Origin of the sequence: Sphingobacterium sp. PCS056 (assembly GCF_023273895.1) — a bacterium.
GTDB lineage: Bacteria > Bacteroidota > Bacteroidia > Sphingobacteriales > Sphingobacteriaceae > Sphingobacterium.
This window is the reverse complement of the sequence record NZ_CP096883.1, coordinates 4,172,497-4,193,431: the sequence shown is the minus strand read 5'-3', so window position 1 is coordinate 4,193,431 and position 20,935 is coordinate 4,172,497. Positions and strand designations below refer to the sequence as shown.

The window sequence follows — 20,935 nt, the reverse complement described above, 5'->3', positions numbered from 1 at the left end:
TTTTATTAATGTTTTACCATCCCATGTTTTGTTCAAGATTACTGTATTTTAGGATTTCGCTATATGGAATAGGACCGTACTGCATGTATGGTTCATATACTCGGTTTTCAACATTGATATTGGTATAACTATTATTTTCAATGCTGATACCCCGAGCTGGTTCAGTCAAGTTTTTATTCCATCTTCTGATATCCCAAAATCGAAAACCTTCAAAGCATAATTCCAATCTTCTTTCATTTCGGATGAGTTCGCGCATCAGCTCTTTATTGTTTTTGACCTGATTGAGGTAGGGGTCTCCATTGGTTGTGCCTACACCAGCACGTGTTCGGATAGCTTTAATGATATCGTAAGCCGAAAATGATTGTGTACCAGTACCAGTAGGTCCCCAAGCTTCATTGGCAGCTTCGGCATAGGCGAGATATATCTCGGTCATACGCAGACGTGGAGTGATGTGATACTGCCCCGATGTAGAGGAAGGGTTGAGATTGACATCCTGACGTAAAAGCTTGCGCAAATAATATCCTGTCCGAGTGGAGGTTTCTACTTTATTTAAACCATCGTTGGTTGGGCTGTTTACAGATGTATTGATTGCCGTATTATTAACACCAGAAGTACCGCCATTGACCAAAATATACTGTTTAAGCCTAGGGTCACGATTTTCGTAAGGGGCCTGAGCATTGAATCCACTATTTGCGATATCGCTCACTGGATATCCATTGGCCATTGGAAACGCATCGACCAGATTTTGGGTTGGATTAATCCGTCCACGTCCAAACAATGTAGGAGGGAATTGATCTGCTTCTAAATTTGACGACACATCGCCACGGTCTACTCGCCATAGTATTTCCGAGGTATTGCGACCTTCGTTCATGGCATTGACACTATTTTGCTGATAATATAACGCTCCTTGTGGATCTATGCCAGATACACCTCCCTTTTGCTGGATCACAAGACCTGCGTAGTTTGCGGCATCAGCCCAAGTCGTACTGTTACCACTTGAAAATGCGGGACTAGCTGCCATAAGCGCGGCTTTGGCTTTGATCGCTTGCGCGATTCTCTTTGTCATTCGTAAACGGAAATGTGAGCCGAAAACTCGATTGTAATCGTCCATTTTGATCGCCAGTGCTTGATATTTTGCGGGAATCTGACTATCGGATGAAATATCCTCATAATCTAAAGGCAATAAGTCTTCTGCTTTTTGAATGTCTGCATAAATTTGTTTCATACAGGCTTCAAAAGTGGCTCTTTTATGATTGAAATCGGATGATAATACCTCATGTTCAAGTATAATGGGTATGCCCATAAGTTCACCGCTACTCGTTTTTCCTGCATGGGATTGAAGTAGGTGGAACATAAATAAGGCACGGAGGCCATAGGCTTCACCTTTCATGCGATCATTGAACATGGTGGTAACATGCTCTGTCGAGGCCCAACTTACTTTGTCCGTTAATTCTAAAAAGTTGTTGATATACTGTATTGCTGATTTGCTATTCCGCCATTGATCAAATGGATTGTTGATTGCGGTCCATTGCCCTGTAGCTATTTTCTGATAATCATTTGCCCTTTCATTAGTTACGGCATCGTCTGTGGCTACATCGTTAAATGACCAACTGTTTGTGGGTACTCTGGTATAACCATTTAATAATAATCCCTGCGCGTACAAAGGCCTATCGTATGCCGTCTCAATATCTAATATATTTTCGATGGCAGGCTCAAACATATCTTCACAGGAAGTGAGCGATAGGACAGAGGCAATGCTTAATATGAATATTATTTTTTTCATGTCAATTATTTTTCGCTGATAATTTAGAATAAGGCCTTTACACCAAAATTGAAAAATCTTGTTCTCGGTGTACCACCTATGTTGAGTTGCATCGTTTCTTTTTCTTTGGAAAAGGTCATCAAATTATAACCATTTGTATAGATACCGAGTTCTTTGACGATTCCCTTTCCTAAAACACTTGTTGGGAAATCATAGGAAATCTGTACCTTAGATAAGTCAAATCGATTGCTTTTATACATCCAAAAATCTGAACTTCGGAAATTGTTGTCGCTGTTTCCAGTGGTTAAGCGTGGATATGTGGCAGTTTCTTTATTTTCTTCTGTCCAACGGTCGCGTGCTATAATGGAGTATTTATCTTCGCCATCCATCCAGAAGTAAGAGCTGTTTTTCATTTCATATCCACCATATCTGGCTGTTGCAACAGCAAATAATGTCAGATTTTTCCATTTAGCAGTGAAGTTAAAACCTAGTGAAAATGGGGCTCCTGCCCAACCAGCTTTGCCTAAGTAAACCTCATCGCGGGTATCAATTGTTCCGTCACCATTTTGATCTTTATATTTAATATCTCCAGGTTTTACCTCTCCGAAAGTACTGACAGGTGATTGATCAACATCTGCTTGATCTCTGTAAAATCCTTCATTTTGAAGTCCCCAGATTGCATCTAAAGGTTTATTGGCTCTGTTCTGATAGGCATTTTCATACAGTTCATCGCGTTTTACTGCTTTTGTGTCATAGTAAAGACCCGTTACTCCTAAAGAAATAAAACTATTGTTGAAGCTTTTATTGATATTTAAACCAAAATCCACACCTTGGCGTTCATCTACATTAAAGTTGACAAATGGCATGTCTGAATAGGTAGGCCAGTAGGACATAAAGTACATCGGGTATAACGTGTTTGGCTGTACGAGCATTCCATGCATCTGGTTATAGAAATAAGAGGCATTAAATGTCACCAAGTTATTGTACATGCCGGCTTCTAGGCCAAAGGTGATCTCCCGGCGTTGTGGATATCTCATATCCATGTTTTCACCTCTAAAACGATCAAAAGTGTGTACCAGTTGACCATCTCTCCAACTATACCATGCGGCATTGTTGTAGGTGTAGTATCCCTGATAAAGGTAGTAGTCTTGTATGTCGAGATCGGTATTGATAATACCAGCAGAAGCCTTTAATTTTAAGTTGTTAAAGATCGTGCTGCCCTTCATGAATTCTTCTTCACTCAGACGCCATGCCATCGATAATGTTGGTGAAATGGCTTTACGTTTTGCTTCTGGTAATTTAGCAGAATGTGGTAAAGCAGCACTAAAATCGACATAGTACTTATTTGCAAACTGATATCCAAGTTGTAAACCTAGGTTAGCATTGCTCTGTTTATGGTATTCAGCGGACTCTCCGATCTGAAATGCATTGGCCAGTAGGATCGCGGACACATGGTGTTGCTCATTAAATGTACGTGCATAGTTTAATTGCGCTGTAAAGCCTAATGTCTGTCGGTAGGCACTCCCACCTATATTTTGTACACCAGAAATACGGTCGTCTCCATATTTGGTAAGACTACTGATGAGATCGTTACCATTATAGTTGTTCCAATTGGCTTGGTATACAGCATAATTATTATTATACGATTGATTATATTGATTTTGATAATCAATAGCCATTGCCGTTTTAAGTGTTAAACCCTCCAGTACATCATTTAGATTAAAATCTAACCCCGTGTTAAACTGAAATTGTCTATTGAGGTGTCTATTGCTTCCACCGGCATAGATGTTAGCAAATGCGTTTGTCTGGTCCAATTGACTACCCCCTAATAAATATTTGCCATCTACTAGAAAGTTACTGTTGTTGACTAGAATCAAAGAGTTTTCATCACTTTCTTCAATCATGCTGATGGGTACGAGCGGGGAGAAGCGGTGGGGTCTGCCTGTGGCAGCTGCCGCCCAATAATCTGCATTGACACCTTTTGATGTATAGAAGCTCGCTGCTGCATCCACATTTAACGAAATGATCTTATTTAATTTAACATTAATATTACCTCGCATATTAAAGCGATTGGAAGTATTATTGTCAACTGCCTCACCAAAGTTTAATAATGATCCAGCAGACCAAAATCCAAAGTTGGTATAATATTGCGTCCTTTCATTGCCACCAGATACTTCTGCTGTAGCATCATATCGATTGTAACTTTTTTTAATGTAATCTGATGAATAATAATCTACATTTGGGTAACGATAGGGATTCTCTCCTGTGCTATGTTTATAAATATTATCCTGTGTATATAGATGAGGAAGCCCGTCATTTCGTCTTGCTTCATTGTAGAGCGTCATATATTCAGCAGAACCGAGATATTTCGGATAACTGATGGGGGTATTGATCCCTGCATTGGTACGGATGTTAATTTTTTGATTACCAGCTTTTCCACGCTTAGTCGTAATATAAATGACACCCTTTGCTGCACGGCTACCATAAAGTGCGATTGCATTTGCATCTTTCAATACCGAGATCTGATCAATTTCGGTGGGCATGACATTGTCGGCATCACGAGGGAATCCATCTACTAATAGTAGGTAACCAGAAGAACCCCAGATATTTCCATTATATCCAGAAACAAGTGCATCTAAATTTTGTAAACTATAAGTTGTGTAATTTTTTTCCATTACCTGGGCAAGATTAATGGCTTGGATTTCGCCCATGAGATTTTGCTTTTTGACCTTACGAAAAGCCACCTGTATGAGCTCTGTCGTATCGGTTTGCAGGGTGTCTTTTAATCCGAATCTTGTTGGTGATATTGGGGCATTGCTTTTATATTGAAATAAGCGAGATGCCGATGCGTCAAGCGTACCCAAACCGACCATACTCAGGCACAATGCTATTTTTAATTTTTTATATTTCATTGTCTCATAATTTTATGAATTGATCGCTCATTCGAGTTACCATCCGGGATTTTGTGAAAATTCAGGGTACATACTGACATCCGATACTTTTAAGGGAAGCCAGTAGTGCTTGCTTGTAAATTTTCGTTCTACTAATACTTTTTCTTTCATATTAACCACACGGTTTTGAGTAGGGTCAGTTGTATTGAAAGTTCCCGTCCTATCAAATTCAAGCGCAGTTTTTAGGGTGTATGGACTTTCTGTAAGTAACAACCATCTTCTCAAATCATTGAAACGATGTCCTTCATAGGCAAGTTCAACAGCTCTTTCGCGGCGTAATTCACCAATAAAGGCATCTGAAGAAGCCAAGAATTTCGTGTTTACATCAGCGACTCCAGCACGTTTACGAATTATATTGACTGCCTCTACCGCTGTTTTGTTATAATTTGCCGATTTTCCATTAGCAGAATTATTTCCCATAGATGCCGCTTCTGCATACATGAGGTAGACATCTGCCAGACGCATATAAGGAACATAGATATGCATATTGGATCCATAGTCAAAAGCTCTGTCATAATCATTTGTTGTTAATGGAATAAATTTGCGAAGCGTGTAACCTGTACGGCTTCCATTTTGAATATTACGATAAGATCCATTGGTATAGAGTTGTGCATATCGGTATTCATTTTCTGGTCTATCCTTGGGAGGTATGGTACCTTTTATAACCTTAACGCCATCAAAGACGATATCATTGTAAAATCTTGGGTCACGTCCTTTCCATGGATATTGTGGATCATATCCAGATTCTGCATCTGCTTGTGTGATATCTTTAATGGGTAAACCATTAGCCATTCCATAATAATTGACATAATTGGCTGTAGGGACAAATTTGAGAGCATCGCCTTCGGTGATTAAGCTTGGCATATACTGCTTACTGGTTCCATAATGGGTGTTGTTACCCGCATTATAAGGACCTCTAAATATGGCCTCAGTACTTCCTGGGAGTGCCCAATTTTCACTGATGGTATAGAAATTGAGATGATAGTTTTCAAAATCTACCAATTTATAAGGAGTCTGTCCACCTTCGGTGAGCGACAACAATTCTCCAAACGCTTCGGCTGCTTTTTTACAATAATCTGCTTGATAGGTGCGGCTACCGGTTACCGTAAAATTCATCAGTGGGCTACCTGCCCACAGGTAATTTTTACCCAGATAACCTAAAGCCATTATTTTATTGATGCGCAAAGCATTTTTCCCCAGTGTTCTTTTGCCCGGATTGGTATCATCCCAATTGATGGGCAAAAGATTAGCTGCTTCGCGGAAATCTGCTGCTGCCAAATCTGCACATTCATGATAATTTAGACGGGGAAGGGTGAGTTTCTCATCACTTGGCAATACCTTATTGATATAAGGCATACCTCCGAAATATTCCATCAAGCGATGGTGAAACCAGCCTCTAAAGAAAAGCAACTGTCCTTTAATAAGGTCCCGTTCTTCCTGAGAGGCTTCGGTCATTTTATCCATATTTTCAAGACCAATGCTGATTTTGCGAAGGCCGAACCAAGCTGCATTCCACAGATCTTTATTGATGTTGCGATCGTTTCCTCCTAAAAATTCTGTTGTAAAATCATTTTGTTCCATCCATCCCGAACCCCAACCATCGTGCTGTGCCTGCCAGCCCCAAAAATTGCCATTATCAATCTTATGTATAAAGTGGTAGTCGCCAGCAGTAGAGGTAATCTCGTCTTCTCCCCAGTTCCACGAATTTGTATAGTAGAGATTGCTGAAATTAACAATACAATGGTAGAGCTCTTCGGTATATCCTTGGAAATTATTAAAGTTTTTAAAAGCTTCTTTTTCTGAGATAATAGATTGCTCTTCTTTATCGAGGTACTTTTTACAGGAACTCATGTATGAAGAGGAAACTATGACACCAAAAGACACTATAATTTTTAAATATTTTTTCATCATCATGTCGATTAAAAAGTAATGTTGGCACCTAGGTTAAAACGTTTGACGGTAGGGTAGGCGCCTTGTGAAGCCCAACCAGTACCGGCGTAGTTAGATTCTCGATCGTCGGGCATTTTGGACCAGAATAAAAGGTTATGACCATTGAGGAAGATGCGAATATGTTGGAATCCCATACGACGGATAAAATTGTTTTCAGCAGTCAAGTTGTACGCAATTTCGGCAGTCTTTAATCGGATATAGGATCCATCGTACATAAAACGGCTTCCCTGCGTATAGTTACTCGGGGTGGCTAGCCAACGGGGTAAGGGTACATCGGCATCTGTTTGATCCTTGGACCAATATGATCCTTCGTAATAAGCTAAATTGCGCTGTCTCTCGAAACTGTTTAATACCACCTGACGGGTGACATTGTTGACACCATACCATTGGGTCATGATGCTAAAATTTTTCCAGTCAAATCCGAGTGTTAAGTTGTACGTATTTTGCGGTGTAGACGGGTAGGCATACGGTATATTATCCTTGGAATCGATCAATCCATCGCCATTGTAATCCAGAATGTGATAGTTGCCAGGTAGTTTATTTGCATCATTATTGTCATGTATCGTACTTGCATATAATTCATCCCAAGTATTATAGTATCCGCCACTGACATGGGTGTAGGTCTGGCTAATTTGCTTGTCATCGAGTTTTTGATAATCGGGCAATAATGCGGGACTATCTCCTTCTATCACTTTATCTTTGGCATGTGTAAAGTTCATATCACCCCATAAACGCCAGTGTTGATTGATTGATTTATTAAACTTAAACTCTACTTCATATCCTTTATTTGTCACGATCCCCAAGTTGGCTGCAGGGGCTGCTACGCCAAAATAGTCGGGTATTGCACGATTATTTCCAGTGATCAACACATCGGTTCTCTTATCACTGAATATATTCACTTGTCCTGATAGCATTCCTTTGAAAAAGGAGAAGTCGGTACCGAAATTGAATTTTCTTACTTTTTCCCAACGTACATTTGGGTTACCTAACTCATTTTCTTTGTACCAAATATAAGTACTGCGCTCTGGAGCTTCCCCAACAGTTCCCATATGCGACTGACCGCCATAAGACCATTGTGTTAAGTATAAGTAGCGTCCATTGACATTGTCATCTCCAATATCTCCATAGGAAGCACGAAGCTTTAACATGTCTATAAAGGAAATATTTTTCATGAAGTTTTCCTCAGACATTAACCACCCGATACCTCCAGAATTGAAAAATCCAAATCGATACCCGCGGGCAAATTTTTCAGATCCAGTATAAGCTCCACTGTAATCAAGCATATATTTTCCTTTGTAATTGTAGGTTGTACGGAATACCCAGTCTTCGCGATAAAAGGGCTGTATACTTCCAGTAGCATATTGATTTCGGTTGAACAAACCCATAGCGGTAATGTTATGGTCATTGGCTATTTGGGTGGCATAATCCAATTGCAACTGGTAGAATAGGCGTCTGTAAGTCAGTCCATTATTTACTGCTCCAGATTGTTGAGCCCAGTTGATCCCTTCCACAAAGTCAAAACGGCTATTATCTATATTTTGGCCGTAAACGGCCAATCCTGTTTCTGGGTCAATCCATTTACTTTGTACATTATTGTACAGATCGTTAACTCCTCTTCCGGACTCGACAAATGTATTATCGAGCGATATGCTTCCTCTGACTTTTAAACCATCTACAAACATTTTAAGGTCTTGCTCTAAGATAAAATCTGACGTTATTTTACTGGTAGTTGTCAATTCTACTCCAGATGTAGCCAGTGCTTGTGCAGAGTTGATACCTACTTGTGAATCAGGCTTGTAAAATCCCCATGTGCCGTCTGCGTATCTTGGGTAAATAACATCTGGAGGTACCGTATAAGCCGCTATCCAATAGCTGTAATTATTTCCTCCACCCCAAGGACTTTTTCTTCTTCCGTGCGATCCTGCTAGATTTGCTGAAAATTTGGTGGTTGGCGTGAGCTGAAAATCTAAGTTAGATCGCATGTTTAAGCGGTTGAAACCATAACCGGGTTTGTAACCGCGATTGTTATCATTTTCGCGAAACATATCACCTTCGTATAAATAATCAGCACTTGCAAAGTATTTTACAAAATTAGTACCCCCCGCAATATTAAGATTGCTATTTTGCGAGAAAGCATGTCCCTTGAATAGCTCCTCTGCCCAATTGGTGTTGACATAACGCTCTTTTTCTTCTAGATTGGCAGGATAACGGTATTTGTTGATCAGGTCTTGTGGTTGGTAAGAAATCCAACTATTGGGAGAAAGTGCCAATTCGTTTTCGATAACACGGTTGCGTAGCATCATGGCATCATATGAATCCATTTTCCCAGGTAATTGGGATACCGTTTTAACGATATTATTGACTGTACCTCTTACGGATGCTCTGCCTTCTCGACCTCTTTTGGTGGTAATCAGAATAACTCCGTTGGCTCCACGTACACCATAAACGGCAGTAGCGGTGGCATCTTTTAGTACCGATACCGTTTCAATCGAACTGATATCGACACTGCTCAATGGACGTTCTACACCATCGACCATCGTTAAGGGATCTGTATTATTCCAAGTACTGCGTCCGCGAATCACAATACGTGGATCTTCTTCTCCGGGCATGCCTGTACTGGCGGTGGTAACTACTCCCGGTACGTTACCCGTCAGGGCAGCTCCGACACTGGATACACCTCCGGCTCTTTCTAGCACCTTGCCAGTCGTTTGTGTTACGGCGCCCACGACAGTTTCTTTTTTCTGTGTACCGTAACCGACAACCACAATCTCATCGATATCGATATTGGAACTGTTGAGTACGATCTGTAATTCAGTTTTGTTGCCAATATTTACTTCTGTCGTCGTATATCCAATTTTGGATATGATTAGTGTATTACGGTTTTTAGGTACTTGAATAGAAAATGCACCATTGATATCTGTTGATATTCCAGTGTTTCCGTCTTTCACCCTAACAGATGCACTTTCAACAGCTTGTTTTTTCTGGTCAACAACGGTACCTCGTATTTGTCTTAATTCTTGTGCAGATAACGGACTTGTTCCGAGCATTAGGATAAGAAGCGATGTAATATGAAGGAGGAGAATACCCCATAGTCTTTTCTCATACCAAATAAGTGTGATGGTATATTTCATCATAATATTTTAATTGATTAGATAAATTGGTTTAAAATCATTAATTGGCTTACCCTATCAGAAGGGTTCATTAGCGTTGATAGCTACTTCTCATCATGGATTGCTAAGTACTGTTTTTTGTGCTCATAATCTTGTTCATCTAAATGGTTTATAAATGCCAAGCATATTGTTTTCGATTGTTCATTAGGTTGGTTAGATCTAATAACAAATAGTGAAAATTATCCTTGGTGGTTGGTTTATAATTATTAATCCAAAACTAGTTGATGTAACATTCTTGTGGAGGTAAGAATGTTCAAATGATGAGTAAGTATGTTAAAATTGTACTTAAATGATCAAATAATCTATTTTTTTTGATAGTTTAGGAGTATGGTGATATTTATAAAAAGTGTTGCTGTAAACCTTTAACCAGTTAACTTATTAAACATAAATATGTTGAATTTATTCAAGTGCAAATTTTTAATAATCATTACATTTATTTTTTGCACTGTTTCTAATGCGCAAGAGTTACCTCATTCATTTGAACATTATACAATAAAAGACGGCTTATCTTCTAATACCGTGTTTAGTACCTATAGAGATAGTTATGGTTTTTTATGGATTGGAACAGAAGATGGGTTAAATCGATTTGATGGTTATACGTTTAAAGTTTATCGTTATAACGCAGATGTTGAAGCTGGTTTAAAATCCAATCACATCACTGCACTATGTGAAGATGAGATGGGAAGGGTTTGGATAGGTACTAATGGCGGAAGCTTAAGCTACTATGATCGTAAATTGGACAAAATAGTAAGTTATGATCGAAATGCTAAAGGTGACTGGTTAAGTACGGCAATAACAGCAATTCATACGGATGTCGCAGGTAATATCTGGGTGACCTCATATGGTGGGCTCTTTATCATTAATGTTAAAGATATTCATAAACCACTAGGTGCTCCGTATGGAGCTATCGAAAAGAAGTTTACAAAGTTGACATCCCGCTATGTTTTTAGGGACAGTCAGGGACGGATGTGGGTAGCGGCTGAAAATAAAATCTATCAGTTTAGCGCTAATCTGAAAGATAGTAAAAGTTATGCTGTGCAACACCTCCTCGCATCTCATGGTCAACTGCTGGAATTGACTTGTATTGAGGAGGATGAGCATAAGCGTATTTGGGTTTCTTCTCTGGAAGGAATTGTGTATAAAGGTAATCATGAAGATCAATTTTCTGTATTTCAGCCAACATTAGGTGCTAAATTAGGCAGTAAGCGCATTTATAGTATTGCCAAAGATTTAAAAGGGGGACTGTGGATCGGAACTGATAATGGTTTAGGCGTATTAAATACCACCAATTTTGAACTTAAATTTTTTAATCGAGATGTTAGAAATGCCAGAAGTATCAGTCATAAATCGATTCGTTCTATATATCTAGACAAGTTTGGAATATATTGGGTCGGAACGGTGCAGGGGGGGCTGAATAAGTTTGATGTCAACTTGAACCAATTTAACTTGAAGACAATAGACAGCTATGGTAATGAAAATAAGGAGATTAATATGATCACTTCATTTCTGCCGTATAAAAACAATGTTGTGGTGGGCACAGATGGAGGTGGATTGTATATGTACGACCGTACTTCTGATCGATTATCCGCTATTCCAACTGGAGATAAAGAATTGACAGTATTAGCGTTAAAAAGTGGTGATCATGCTAGCGAAATATGGATGGGAACTTTTGGTAAGGGCGTGATTAAGTTTGATCTAGAAACGAAATCCCGTACACAATATTTGACAGGACCTGGTGATAATCAATTGAATAATAGCGAAGTTTTTAGTTTGGAGAAAGATATCTACGGAGATATATGGGTCGGGACCAATGGCGGCGGAATAAATGTGATACAGTCTAAAGATGGTCTTGTCAAAAAATTCCGTCGTTCTGATAATCCGACAGCAGATGAGATCAGTCCCTCGGCAGATTTTATTCGCGCTTTGAGAAGAGACCATGAGGGACAAATGTGGGTAGGCACGTATGGTGCTGGGATTTGTGTTTATAATCCATATACCCGTAAAACATCGTATTATAATAAAGGTACAAACGCTTTGCCTAATAATTATGTCTTATCGATCTATACGGACCGCTCTGGAAATGTGTATGCAGGCACCAATGGGAATGGAGTAGGGCTGTTGCAAAAAGGTGATCAGCAATTTAAAACGCTATCTGAACGTGATGGCTTGATCAATGATGTCGTACAGAGTATCGTCGAGGATCAGGCTGGGAAAATATGGTTTAGTACAAATAAAGGATTGAGCTGTTATGATCCAATGCAAAAAATATTTAAAAATTATGCTTATTCGGTCGGGCTGCAAGAGGGGGCTTTCATGTTGGGGGCGGGACTAACGCTATCGGATGGGGAGGTATATTTTGGTGGTCAGGAAGGATTTAATCATTTTTATCCCAATAATCTGAAAGTTAATAATAACCGATCTAAACCTGTATTAACAGAATTAAAGATTGACAATAAAGTAATAAGTCCTGTTCAAGGTGGTGTTATATCTGAATCATTATTAACTGCTCAAAAGATCTCCCTAAAGTATAAGCAAAACTTTTCGATCGCATTTGCTGCATTAAACATGACGGTATCTGAGGACAATCAATATGAGTATCGATTGTTGGGGTTTGATAAAAACTGGATAAAAGCGGGTAAGGAACATATTGCTTATTATACCAATTTAGATCCTGGAACCTATACTTTTGAAGTAAGGGCGAGCAATAATGATGGGATCTGGGATGAAGAAATTAAGTCTATTGTAGTTTATGTTGCGCCGCCGATCTGGTTAAAAGGTTATGCCTTTGTGTTTTATGCTATCGTGATTTTAGTCGGATTATATTGGTTGAGAAGTAGAGGCGTGCGTCAACTCAAACAAAAGTTTGCGTTAGAGCAGGAACGTCGAAATGCAGACAATCTCCATCAGCTGGATCAGATGAAAATTAAATTTTTGACAAATTTGAGTCATGAATTTCGTACTCCGATTTCGTTAATTACGGGGCCAATTGATATTTTATTGCTTAAGGAAAAAGATAAGGAAACTTCTCAGCAGATCGCGCTTATAAAACGTAATGCTCATCGCTTGCTCAATCTGGTCAACCAGTTGCTCGATTTTAGAAAAATGGAGGAAAATGAATTGAAGCTCCATAATACGAAAGGGGATTTGGTGGCATTTGTCAAAGATATGTATGATTCTTTTAGTGACATGGCCATTCAAAAGGAAGTCAACTATCGTTTTATGACCTGTGAAGACCATATATTAACTTCTTTCGATCATAATAAAATAGAGCGTATTATATTTAATTTATTGTCGAATGCTTTTAAATTTACTGAAAAAGGAGGGAATATTTCTGTCCATATCCAGTCCGTTGAAGTACAAGAAGCAGGCAATATGATCAAAGTAAAAATAATGGTTAAGGATGATGGCGTCGGAATTCCAAAGGAGTCTCATCAAGCTATTTTTGATAGTTTTTATCAACACGATACGCAAGCTAATATTTTGAATCAAGGATCTGGTATCGGTTTGTCAATTGCAGATTCATTTGTTAAGATGTATGGCGGCAAGATGTATGTGGAGAGTGAGCCCGGATTTGGGAGTTCCTTTTCTTTTGATCTTCTTTTGGAAAAAATGGAGATTGTACATGATGAGATTTCGGAGTCTGATACCCCGAGAGAGCAAGATCTTGCTGATCCGCACATTCGTCTTCGTCCAGTGGTGTTGATCGTAGAGGATGATGACGATTTTCGAGGTTTTCTAAAAAGCCGACTGGATTCTTTATATCAAATTTTCGAAGCTTCAAATGGGCAAGAAGGATGGCAGAAAGCCCTCTTTCATCATCCCGATCTGATCATTTCGGATGTACAGATGCCCATCATGAATGGTATGGAATTGACTCAGAAATTAGTTCGGGATAAACGGACTAAACATATTCCAATTATATTGTTGACAGCTTCCAGAGTAGAAAATGGATTGGTCTGCGGTCTTGAGTCAGGCGCAGTAGATTATATTTCAAAACCCTTTGACACGGCAGTATTATTGGCAAAAGTTAATAGTCTATTGCTCCTAAATCAAGCTTTTAAAGATGCATATAGCAAACAGTTATCATTTGTGTCCCCTGAAGTGGAAGTCCTTTCTGAGAAAGAAAGGTTTTTACAGAGCGTATTTGAATATGTTCATGAAAACTTGGATAACCCGCAACTGTCTGTTGAGCTATTGAGCAATCACTTATCTATAAGCAGAACATCCCTGTACAATAGGTTGCTTGAATTTTCAGGAATGAGTCCCGTTGATTTTATACGTTCCGTAAGATTAGAGCGCGCTGCTACTTTATTAGAAAAAAGCAGCAATTCCATATCTGAGATTGCTTATGAAACTGGTTTTTCAAATCCTAATTATTTTACCAAAGTATTTAAGGCAAAGTATAAAATGACTCCTTCTGAATATATTCAAGCACAAAAGAATAATGTGATATAATGGTCTTTCTTATATTACCAAGTATATATAATAAAGAATTAAACTTTTTAGATGTAAAATTGATATTTATTGATAGTATTTTTGTTCTAATATAAAGAAATTTGATGATCTGGATACCTCATATACTTACTTTAACAGTAATGGAGAAATTATAGATTCTAAGATCGGATCGTATTCTTATCAACAGATAATTCCATACGGAAGTGATTCATTAGATTTATATAATATTGTTCATTATTATACCGAAACAGATTCTTTAAAATCAAATGGCTATAGCTATAACTTTAATCATCCATTTGAATTTGGTGTGAAATATACGGGCGAATTTGTGTCTTATTTTCCTAATGGGAACTTAGAAAGTTTGCAACGTTTTGATGAATATTCGGAACCTATTGATTCCTCTTACTATTATTATCCAAATGGTAAATTAAAAATGATCGTTGTCCATCAGGAAATTGGAAAAAAAATGTTTTCTGGAACGACAGACACCCATCCTTTTTATTTATTGTATCTCGATTCTATTGGTAATTATCTGGTAAAGAGAGGGAATGGATTTTTAAGAATTTCGGGTCCAGGAGATTCTTATATAGAAGGTGAATTGAAGAATAATAAGAAAGAAGGTAAATGGTCGGGATGGAATATGGGTACTTTTTACGAAGAATTATATCATGATGATTTATTGTTTCAGGGAAAGAGGTTTAAAAAAAATGGAGATATTGTGCTATACTTTCAAGAAAATATGGAAAGTATGGCAACATATCCTAAGGGTTTGCAGGTATTTATGAGGGGGCTCTATGAAAATCTGAACATTTCTTACGATCTTATAAAGGGTATATCGAGTGAATCTATTTCGGTGACGTTTATGGTTGATCGGGATGGGCGAACGAGAAATTTTAGGATTGCTGAACAAGTTCCTCTAAAATTCAGAGAGCAGCTTGTCAGTGCGATACAAAAAATGGGAAATTGGATTCCAGCTAAATTACAAGGAATGGAAGTAAATGTTAATTATACAATACCCATTCGCATCAAGTAAAGATATGGATTGATGGTTAGAGCACAGAATTTATTATTGTTCGGAATAAAGGGTAATCCGTGGAAAAATTAATATCCTTGCAGGCATAACAATAGACTATTGAGAATGAAAATATGCACGAACAACTTATCGAACTGATTACACAGCATGTTGGGCTTTCTGCCCAGCAACAGGAGCTGTGCAGGAGGTTTATGGAACCGGTTTTTTATCCTAAAAACAGTATCATCGAAGAAGAAGGGAAGGTTCCTGCTTATCTCTATTATGTAGTGTCAGGCTTTTTGCGTTTGTTCCACTATAATGATAAGGGTGATGAAGTGACGACACATATCAATTGTCCTCCAGGATTTATTACCTCCTATGCCCATTTTAACAATGGCTCCCGTTCTGAAGAAAATCTTGAATGTATTACTGAATGTGAACTTTTGCGTATAACCAAGGTAGATCTTGATCTATTAATAAAAGAAATACCATCGTTTAAAGATTTCAGCATCTATGTGTTTCAGCAATCTCTTTCTTATAATGAAAAACGTTCCAAAGAGTTGGCTACACTCACCGCTGAACAAAGGTATTTGAGATTGATGGATGTGCAGCCAGAGTTGTTGCAAAACGTTCCGATGCAATATATCGCTTCTTTTCTAGGTATGAATCCTAAAAGTTTGAGCCGGATCCGCAAACAGATCATTAGGTAACATTTGTGAAGTGGTTTGACATGTATAAGGCTGAACTTTGACCTATCATTTAAAATCAACGAACATGACAACTAAAAAATTGGTATTGGTATCCGGAGCTAACGGGCATTTGGGCAATAACTTAGTACGATTATTAATAAAAAAGGGTTTTGTAGTACGGGCATCTGTACGTAATATGAAAAACAGATCGTATTTCAAGGATCTGAACTGTGAGGTCGTTCAGGCAGATATCACCGATAAGGAATCTTTTAAGAGGGCGCTGCAAGGTGTGGATACGTTCTATGCGGTAGGGGCGGCTTTCAAATTATGGGCTAAAGATCCACAAAAGGAAATTTACGATGTGAATATGCTAGGAACTCGCCATACTATAGAAGCTGCAGCAGAAGCTGGAGTCAAAAAAATTGTATACGTAAGTTCTATAGCAGCATTAGACTACAGCCATCTACCAACAAAAGAAAGCAACGGTTATAATCCTGATCGGCGGGATACCTATTATAATTCCAAAAATGATGGTGAAAAATTAGCTTTTGAACTGGCAAAGGAATTGGGTATAGCATTGGTTTCGGTGATGCCAGGGGCGATGATTGGTAGCGAGGCCATTCAACCGCTCAATGTTTCCTATCGTATTTTAAGATTGATTTTAGCAAAACAGATTCCTGTAGACACCCGTATCGCACTCAATTGGGTAGATGTTAAAGATGTGGCAGAAGGTTGCTATCTAGCTGCAGAAAAAGGAAGATCGGGAGAGCGTTATATCCTTGCCAATGAAAGGTGTATGAGCATAACTGATACAACCAAACTGGCGCACAAACTTTATCCTGAACTTAAACTTCATATTCCAGCAACTGTCCCTAAATTTGTGCTTTATAGTATTGCTGGATTGATGCAGTTTTCGGCAAAATTGCGGGGCACAGCCCCCATTATCACTACCAAAGATATCGCTATGTTCTCTGGTCTTCAACAGGACTTTGATATTTCCAAGGCAAGAAACGAATTAGGTTTCAATCCGAAAAGTAGTGAACAAGCAGTCAAAGAGGCTTTAGCTTACCTGATGGAACATCAGGATCTGCTGTAACTCTCTGATATGGAATATGCTCAGTTTAGATGGAAAACAGTAAGACGTTGTCCAGCTCACATCATATTTGTCTATATAAGCGTTTGTCTTTTTCAATTTAAAATAATTTATTGCATCAAAGGCATAGTATTTGTTGTCGAATTCTTTAAAACTGAAAATTATTATATATGAAAAAGACTCTTTTACTTTTTTTATTGCTTTTTACTGCTTTCCTTTCAAAAGCAGATCAACTTCAAGCTTTAACACAGAAGCAAGCCGAGAAAGCCGTTACTTATCTTAAAAAAGAACCTATAGTTATTTTATGGTGTAGCTGTTGCGATAATGAAATGCCAAAAAAAGTTACTGTTAATGAAGTGTTTTACAAAAAAGATAGTGATGGGAAGTATTACTCTGTGATATTAAAAGGCAGAGACGAAAGCGGGCAGGAAGTTGAAGAATATTTGGATTTGGCGTATGTCTTTGTGAAAAAAGGTCCGAAAGCAAAAAGTTTAGGTAAAGTGTTAAAATTTGAATGTGACCCTTGTACACAACCCTTCAACTGGTCTAGGTAAGGATCATCACTCTGTTGATGTTTTAGTATTATAAAAGGATAGCCTGTGGCAGCTGAAAAAATCAAGTAATCTGCAACCCTATCACATCTTCTGAGGTGGACGATAAATGATCATCTACCTTAGAAGATGTTTTATTTTTCAAGTAATTTTCTGATCGCCTCTCTTTCCTTATCTGATAGCGCTATGGCATTTTCAAATAGTGGCAATATATCCTGTTTACGCTCTGTTTGTAGGATCAGGTCAAGAAGTCCGAGGTATGTGCGTATCAGATCTGCTTTAATACCTACAAAAGCTCGAGGATCGGCAATATATAGTTCCTGTATGAGGGCCAATAAAACCTTTTTCCGCTTTATATCTAAATCTGAATCATTGTAATGGGGTAGGAGGTTTTTCTTTTGCAGCTCATCTAATTTTACCGTTACGGCTTGTTCGCGGATATACTTTTTCTGTTTGCGATCTAAAAAATCGCGTAATTCAGCCAATAGCTTACGGTATATCACCTGCTGTTCCTTTTCACTGAAAAGATTGCTTTCTGAAGATAAAGCGATATCATCTTGTTCGAAATGATCGAAAAAAGCCGAGTCAATATATACCGAGTGGTGAAAGTCTATTGCATTATTATTAAAGCTACTCAGTAGTTTGGCGACTTCGGTTTTGCTGCTGTTTAAGAAATAGTAATAGTATCGGTCTCCGATCTGTTGTTTCCAGCGGATATAATTAACCTGAAAACGATAGGAATTCTCTTGAATACTGTAAAGGGTAAACGTGGTACTATCCGTTTCTTGGATCAAGTTGTCATAATTGAGCAGCTCTCCATTTAAGAGGATGCGGTAGCCCCAATCGCGATTGAGATGTAGATACCATCCAAATTCCTGCGCTAGGAAATCTGTGAACTCTACTGAGTCGAGTGTTGCAGCTGTCAAACCAAATATGCCCTCCAATGTTACGGTTGTACCTGTCCCTTTGTTCTGGGCAGATGATTTGATATCGCTGATATCGTATTGTTCTTTCGTATCACGATCTATGCGTATGCGGTAAGAAATCAGTTTATCATCTACTTTTATAGTAGTTTGCCACGTTGCGCGGTTGGCAAAAAGAGAAAAAGAAAAGCGACCCTTACCTTTTTTTCCTCGTGTATAGGAACTGCGTTTTAACTTGTTTTTTTTCAGAGAATCTAGGAAATTACCGAATGAATACTCCAATGTTTCCTGTTGTATTCCTTCTCCATTATCACGGATGCTGATACTCGTTATAAATCCGAGTTCGTTATTTGCTATATCAATGGAAATAGTTGTGGCTTTAGCGTCAAATCCATTCCAGATATATTCTGCTATAACATGCTTAGCGTCTTTTGGCAAACCTGCCGATTCTATACTTGCGTTTGTAATCTTGGTCTTATTCTTCATAATGAGGGGCATCTGATTAAAAGTACAACAATAAAGGAGGAAATCAAAACTTTTAAGCTAATAATTTTAGTATTGTTGTTGGTTTTTAAATCTTTATTTTTAATGGTGTTAAATAAATCATTTTTGATGGATTTTGCTGTGTCTGTATCTACTAAAATCTATGATCAATTATTGTAAAATAAAAGTTATTGATCACTGCACCTATTCAAAAGTCAATTGAAAACAAATTTATCGCCCTAAAATATAGCTGATAACTGGGATAGTATTCATCTTAGATTTTCATTAATATTGATCCATAAGATGAATAAAATTTTAAGCATAATAACAAATAGCCTATACATCCCATCATTCGGATGGATTAGTCTATGCTAATATTCATTCGGAATACACTATTTATTACTATATTGATAGGTATTTGGGCAGAATATACAAAGTGAATTACATCATTAATTCAAAATACGATAACTATGATTTTCAGAATTCTATTACCCGTTGTTGCTAGTATTTTCAGTTTATCATCTTTTGCACAGATTCAAACAGCAGCATATTTTTCTTCAGATCGAAAGTTTGATGAAATTATTGAAGATCTTGGGAATCCATTGCCAGGAAATCCATTGATGATTGTCCGATCATTTGTTCCCAACTACGGAAGTTATGTCTGGTTTTTGAACGAAAGCAAAGCGACGCAACCTGCTTATCTTGACGATCATCCCAAGGATCTACACGCGGGTATTTTTCTGGAAGATCATGGTGGATTAATTCCAAAAATAACTTTTAAAGACTTTGCAAAAGGACTGGCACAACCAAAATTTCTGATCAACTACTGTGAAGTTGGCGATGCAAATAAGGATGGGTTTCCTGAGTTCTACCTTACTTATTTTGAAGAATCAGATGGATTAGATGCTAAGCCACTGAAAGTGATTGTTTATACCAATAGGAGTGGTAAAACATTTTCAAAATCAAAAATTACGTGTTGGATTCCGTTTCAGGAAGAAGATCAATATCGGGAAGTAAAAGATGCAAATTTCAATCTATTGCCAAAACAGATCAGACTGAAGGCCGAAAAATTATTGCAAGATGCCAAAAATCAGATGAACTAAAAGACATATGAAACGACCCGATAATTGGTTAAGCTGGATAAAAACATTTCGGAATAAATTTGATTTAACAATCTAAAGCTTATCACTCAACAAACTTTTAATTTCTTTGCAAAAACTAAATATCTGAAAATAAAACTATGAACTTATTGAGTCAACATCTACAGTTTATTACTAAGAAATCGGATCATGAAACTTTAAATAAAAGATTTCAGACACGATATTCGCACCTGCCGAATGATTATCTAGCTTTTTTAAAAACATACTCCCTGCTCACGAATCAATCGGATACCACATGGTTTAACAGTATTGCAGATTTTAATGAGACAAACGATGAAAATGATTTTAAATGGAATGAATTTGAAATTCAATCCTTAGACGCCTTTGATGGAGATGTTTAAATTCAACAAGAGGTGAAAAATTTCTGGAATAAACATATACCAATTATTCTATCTGTTAAAAAAGGTTATAGCTATTTTGCGATCAATGTTTCAGAAGAAAATTTTGGAAAAATCTATTATGGTGATGAACCTGAATTTGAAGAAGCAGTACTTGTATCGAACAGTTTTACTTCTTTCATTGAAGCGATACAAAATAAATCATTGAAGAAAGAATATCTTGATTTGTTCTAGGGATAAAAAATAGCCAATAAAATTTATCCATGTATACAGCTTAATTGATAAATATTGGCCTGAATGCTATTAACGATTTTGATGGAAGGCTTTTGTTGCAGAATATTATGTTATAAATATGAGTAAAATAAACCTTCGTAAAGTAGAAGCTATGAAAATAATTG

General features: G+C 37.7%; 13 protein-coding genes. 8 read left to right on the top strand and 5 right to left on the bottom strand.

Annotated elements, in window-relative coordinates; genetic code table 11:
• Positions 1-13: 13 nt before the first annotated feature.
• Genes MUB18_RS17545 through MUB18_RS17530 form a run of 4 tightly spaced genes read right to left on the bottom strand, consistent with a single transcriptional unit; the run spans position 14 to position 9,797 of the window.
• Positions 14-1,783: a RagB/SusD family nutrient uptake outer membrane protein gene (locus MUB18_RS17545; RefSeq protein WP_248754065.1), complete on the bottom strand. Its 1,770-nt coding sequence runs from the start codon at positions 1,781-1,783 to the stop codon at positions 14-16.
• Between the two features lie 23 nt (positions 1,784-1,806).
• The gene (locus tag MUB18_RS17540) at positions 1,807-4,674 is read right to left on the bottom strand and encodes a SusC/RagA family TonB-linked outer membrane protein (RefSeq protein WP_248754064.1); all 2,868 of its coding nucleotides are present in this window, start codon (positions 4,672-4,674) and stop codon (positions 1,807-1,809) included.
• 36 nt (positions 4,675-4,710) lie between these two features.
• Positions 4,711-6,621, bottom strand: a complete 1,911-nt coding sequence (locus MUB18_RS17535) for a RagB/SusD family nutrient uptake outer membrane protein (protein ID WP_248754063.1) — start codon at positions 6,619-6,621, stop codon at positions 4,711-4,713.
• Positions 6,622-6,632: 11 nt separating this feature from the next.
• Positions 6,633-9,797: a SusC/RagA family TonB-linked outer membrane protein gene (locus tag MUB18_RS17530; RefSeq protein ID WP_248754062.1), complete on the bottom strand. Its 3,165-nt coding sequence runs from the start codon at positions 9,795-9,797 to the stop codon at positions 6,633-6,635.
• Positions 9,798-10,223: 426 nt separating this feature from the next.
• Between MUB18_RS17530 and MUB18_RS17525 the strand changes: the two genes are divergently transcribed.
• From MUB18_RS17525 to MUB18_RS17505, 5 genes are all read left to right on the top strand, one after another.
• On the top strand, positions 10,224-14,288 hold the full coding sequence (locus MUB18_RS17525) for a hybrid sensor histidine kinase/response regulator transcription factor (RefSeq protein ID WP_248754061.1): 4,065 nt from the start codon (positions 10,224-10,226) through the stop codon (positions 14,286-14,288).
• Between the two features lie 307 nt (positions 14,289-14,595).
• Positions 14,596-15,321, top strand: coding sequence for an energy transducer TonB (locus tag MUB18_RS17520; protein ID WP_248754060.1), 726 nt, complete (start codon positions 14,596-14,598; stop codon positions 15,319-15,321).
• A 113-nt stretch (positions 15,322-15,434) separates the two neighbouring features.
• Positions 15,435-16,010 carry a Crp/Fnr family transcriptional regulator gene (locus MUB18_RS17515; protein ID WP_248754059.1) on the top strand — a complete coding sequence of 192 codons (576 nt, stop codon included), beginning with the start codon at positions 15,435-15,437 and terminating at the stop codon, positions 16,008-16,010.
• A gap of 64 nt (positions 16,011-16,074) precedes the next feature.
• Positions 16,075-17,085 carry an NAD-dependent epimerase/dehydratase family protein gene (locus MUB18_RS17510; protein ID WP_094772616.1) on the top strand — a complete coding sequence of 337 codons (1,011 nt, stop codon included), beginning with the start codon at positions 16,075-16,077 and terminating at the stop codon, positions 17,083-17,085.
• 167 nt (positions 17,086-17,252) lie between these two features.
• Complete coding sequence (locus MUB18_RS17505) at positions 17,253-17,636, top strand: hypothetical protein (protein ID WP_045753424.1); 384 nt, start codon at positions 17,253-17,255, stop codon at positions 17,634-17,636.
• A 131-nt stretch (positions 17,637-17,767) separates the two neighbouring features.
• Here MUB18_RS17505 and MUB18_RS17500 read toward each other — a convergent pair whose 3' ends face one another.
• The gene (locus tag MUB18_RS17500) at positions 17,768-19,042 is read right to left on the bottom strand and encodes an ATP-binding protein (protein ID WP_248754058.1); all 1,275 of its coding nucleotides are present in this window, start codon (positions 19,040-19,042) and stop codon (positions 17,768-17,770) included.
• A gap of 467 nt (positions 19,043-19,509) precedes the next feature.
• Between MUB18_RS17500 and MUB18_RS17495 the strand changes: the two genes are divergently transcribed.
• The 3 genes from MUB18_RS17495 to MUB18_RS17485 all read left to right on the top strand — a co-directional run bounded on the left by MUB18_RS17495 (position 19,510) and on the right by MUB18_RS17485 (position 20,771).
• Complete coding sequence (locus tag MUB18_RS17495) at positions 19,510-20,142, top strand: hypothetical protein (protein ID WP_248754057.1); 633 nt, start codon at positions 19,510-19,512, stop codon at positions 20,140-20,142.
• 137 nt (positions 20,143-20,279) lie between these two features.
• Positions 20,280-20,540, top strand: coding sequence for a hypothetical protein (locus MUB18_RS17490; RefSeq protein WP_248754056.1), 261 nt, complete (start codon positions 20,280-20,282; stop codon positions 20,538-20,540).
• 12 nt (positions 20,541-20,552) lie between these two features.
• Positions 20,553-20,771: a hypothetical protein gene (locus MUB18_RS17485; protein ID WP_248754055.1), complete on the top strand. Its 219-nt coding sequence runs from the start codon at positions 20,553-20,555 to the stop codon at positions 20,769-20,771.
• Positions 20,772-20,935 lie beyond the last annotated feature (164 nt).

What these genes read in the sequence shown, in the direction of transcription:
- MUB18_RS17545 (WP_248754065.1), bottom strand. Translation starts at nt 1,783, where the DNA reads ATGAAAAAAATAATATTCATATTAAGCATTGCCTCTGTCCTATCGCTC.
- MUB18_RS17540 (WP_248754064.1), bottom strand. Translation starts at nt 4,674, where the DNA reads ATGAAATATAAAAAATTAAAAATAGCATTGTGCCTGAGTATGGTCGGT.
- MUB18_RS17535 (WP_248754063.1), bottom strand. Translation starts at nt 6,621, where the DNA reads ATGAAAAAATATTTAAAAATTATAGTGTCTTTTGGTGTCATAGTTTCC.
- MUB18_RS17530 (WP_248754062.1), bottom strand. Translation starts at nt 9,797, where the DNA reads ATGATGAAATATACCATCACACTTATTTGGTATGAGAAAAGACTATGG.
- MUB18_RS17525 (WP_248754061.1), top strand. Translation starts at nt 10,224, where the DNA reads ATGTTGAATTTATTCAAGTGCAAATTTTTAATAATCATTACATTTATT.
- MUB18_RS17515 (WP_248754059.1), top strand. Translation starts at nt 15,435, where the DNA reads ATGCACGAACAACTTATCGAACTGATTACACAGCATGTTGGGCTTTCT.
- MUB18_RS17510 (WP_094772616.1), top strand. Translation starts at nt 16,075, where the DNA reads ATGACAACTAAAAAATTGGTATTGGTATCCGGAGCTAACGGGCATTTG.
- MUB18_RS17505 (WP_045753424.1), top strand. Translation starts at nt 17,253, where the DNA reads ATGAAAAAGACTCTTTTACTTTTTTTATTGCTTTTTACTGCTTTCCTT.
- MUB18_RS17500 (WP_248754058.1), bottom strand. Translation starts at nt 19,042, where the DNA reads ATGAAGAATAAGACCAAGATTACAAACGCAAGTATAGAATCGGCAGGT.
- MUB18_RS17495 (WP_248754057.1), top strand. Translation starts at nt 19,510, where the DNA reads ATGATTTTCAGAATTCTATTACCCGTTGTTGCTAGTATTTTCAGTTTA.
- MUB18_RS17490 (WP_248754056.1), top strand. Translation starts at nt 20,280, where the DNA reads ATGAACTTATTGAGTCAACATCTACAGTTTATTACTAAGAAATCGGAT.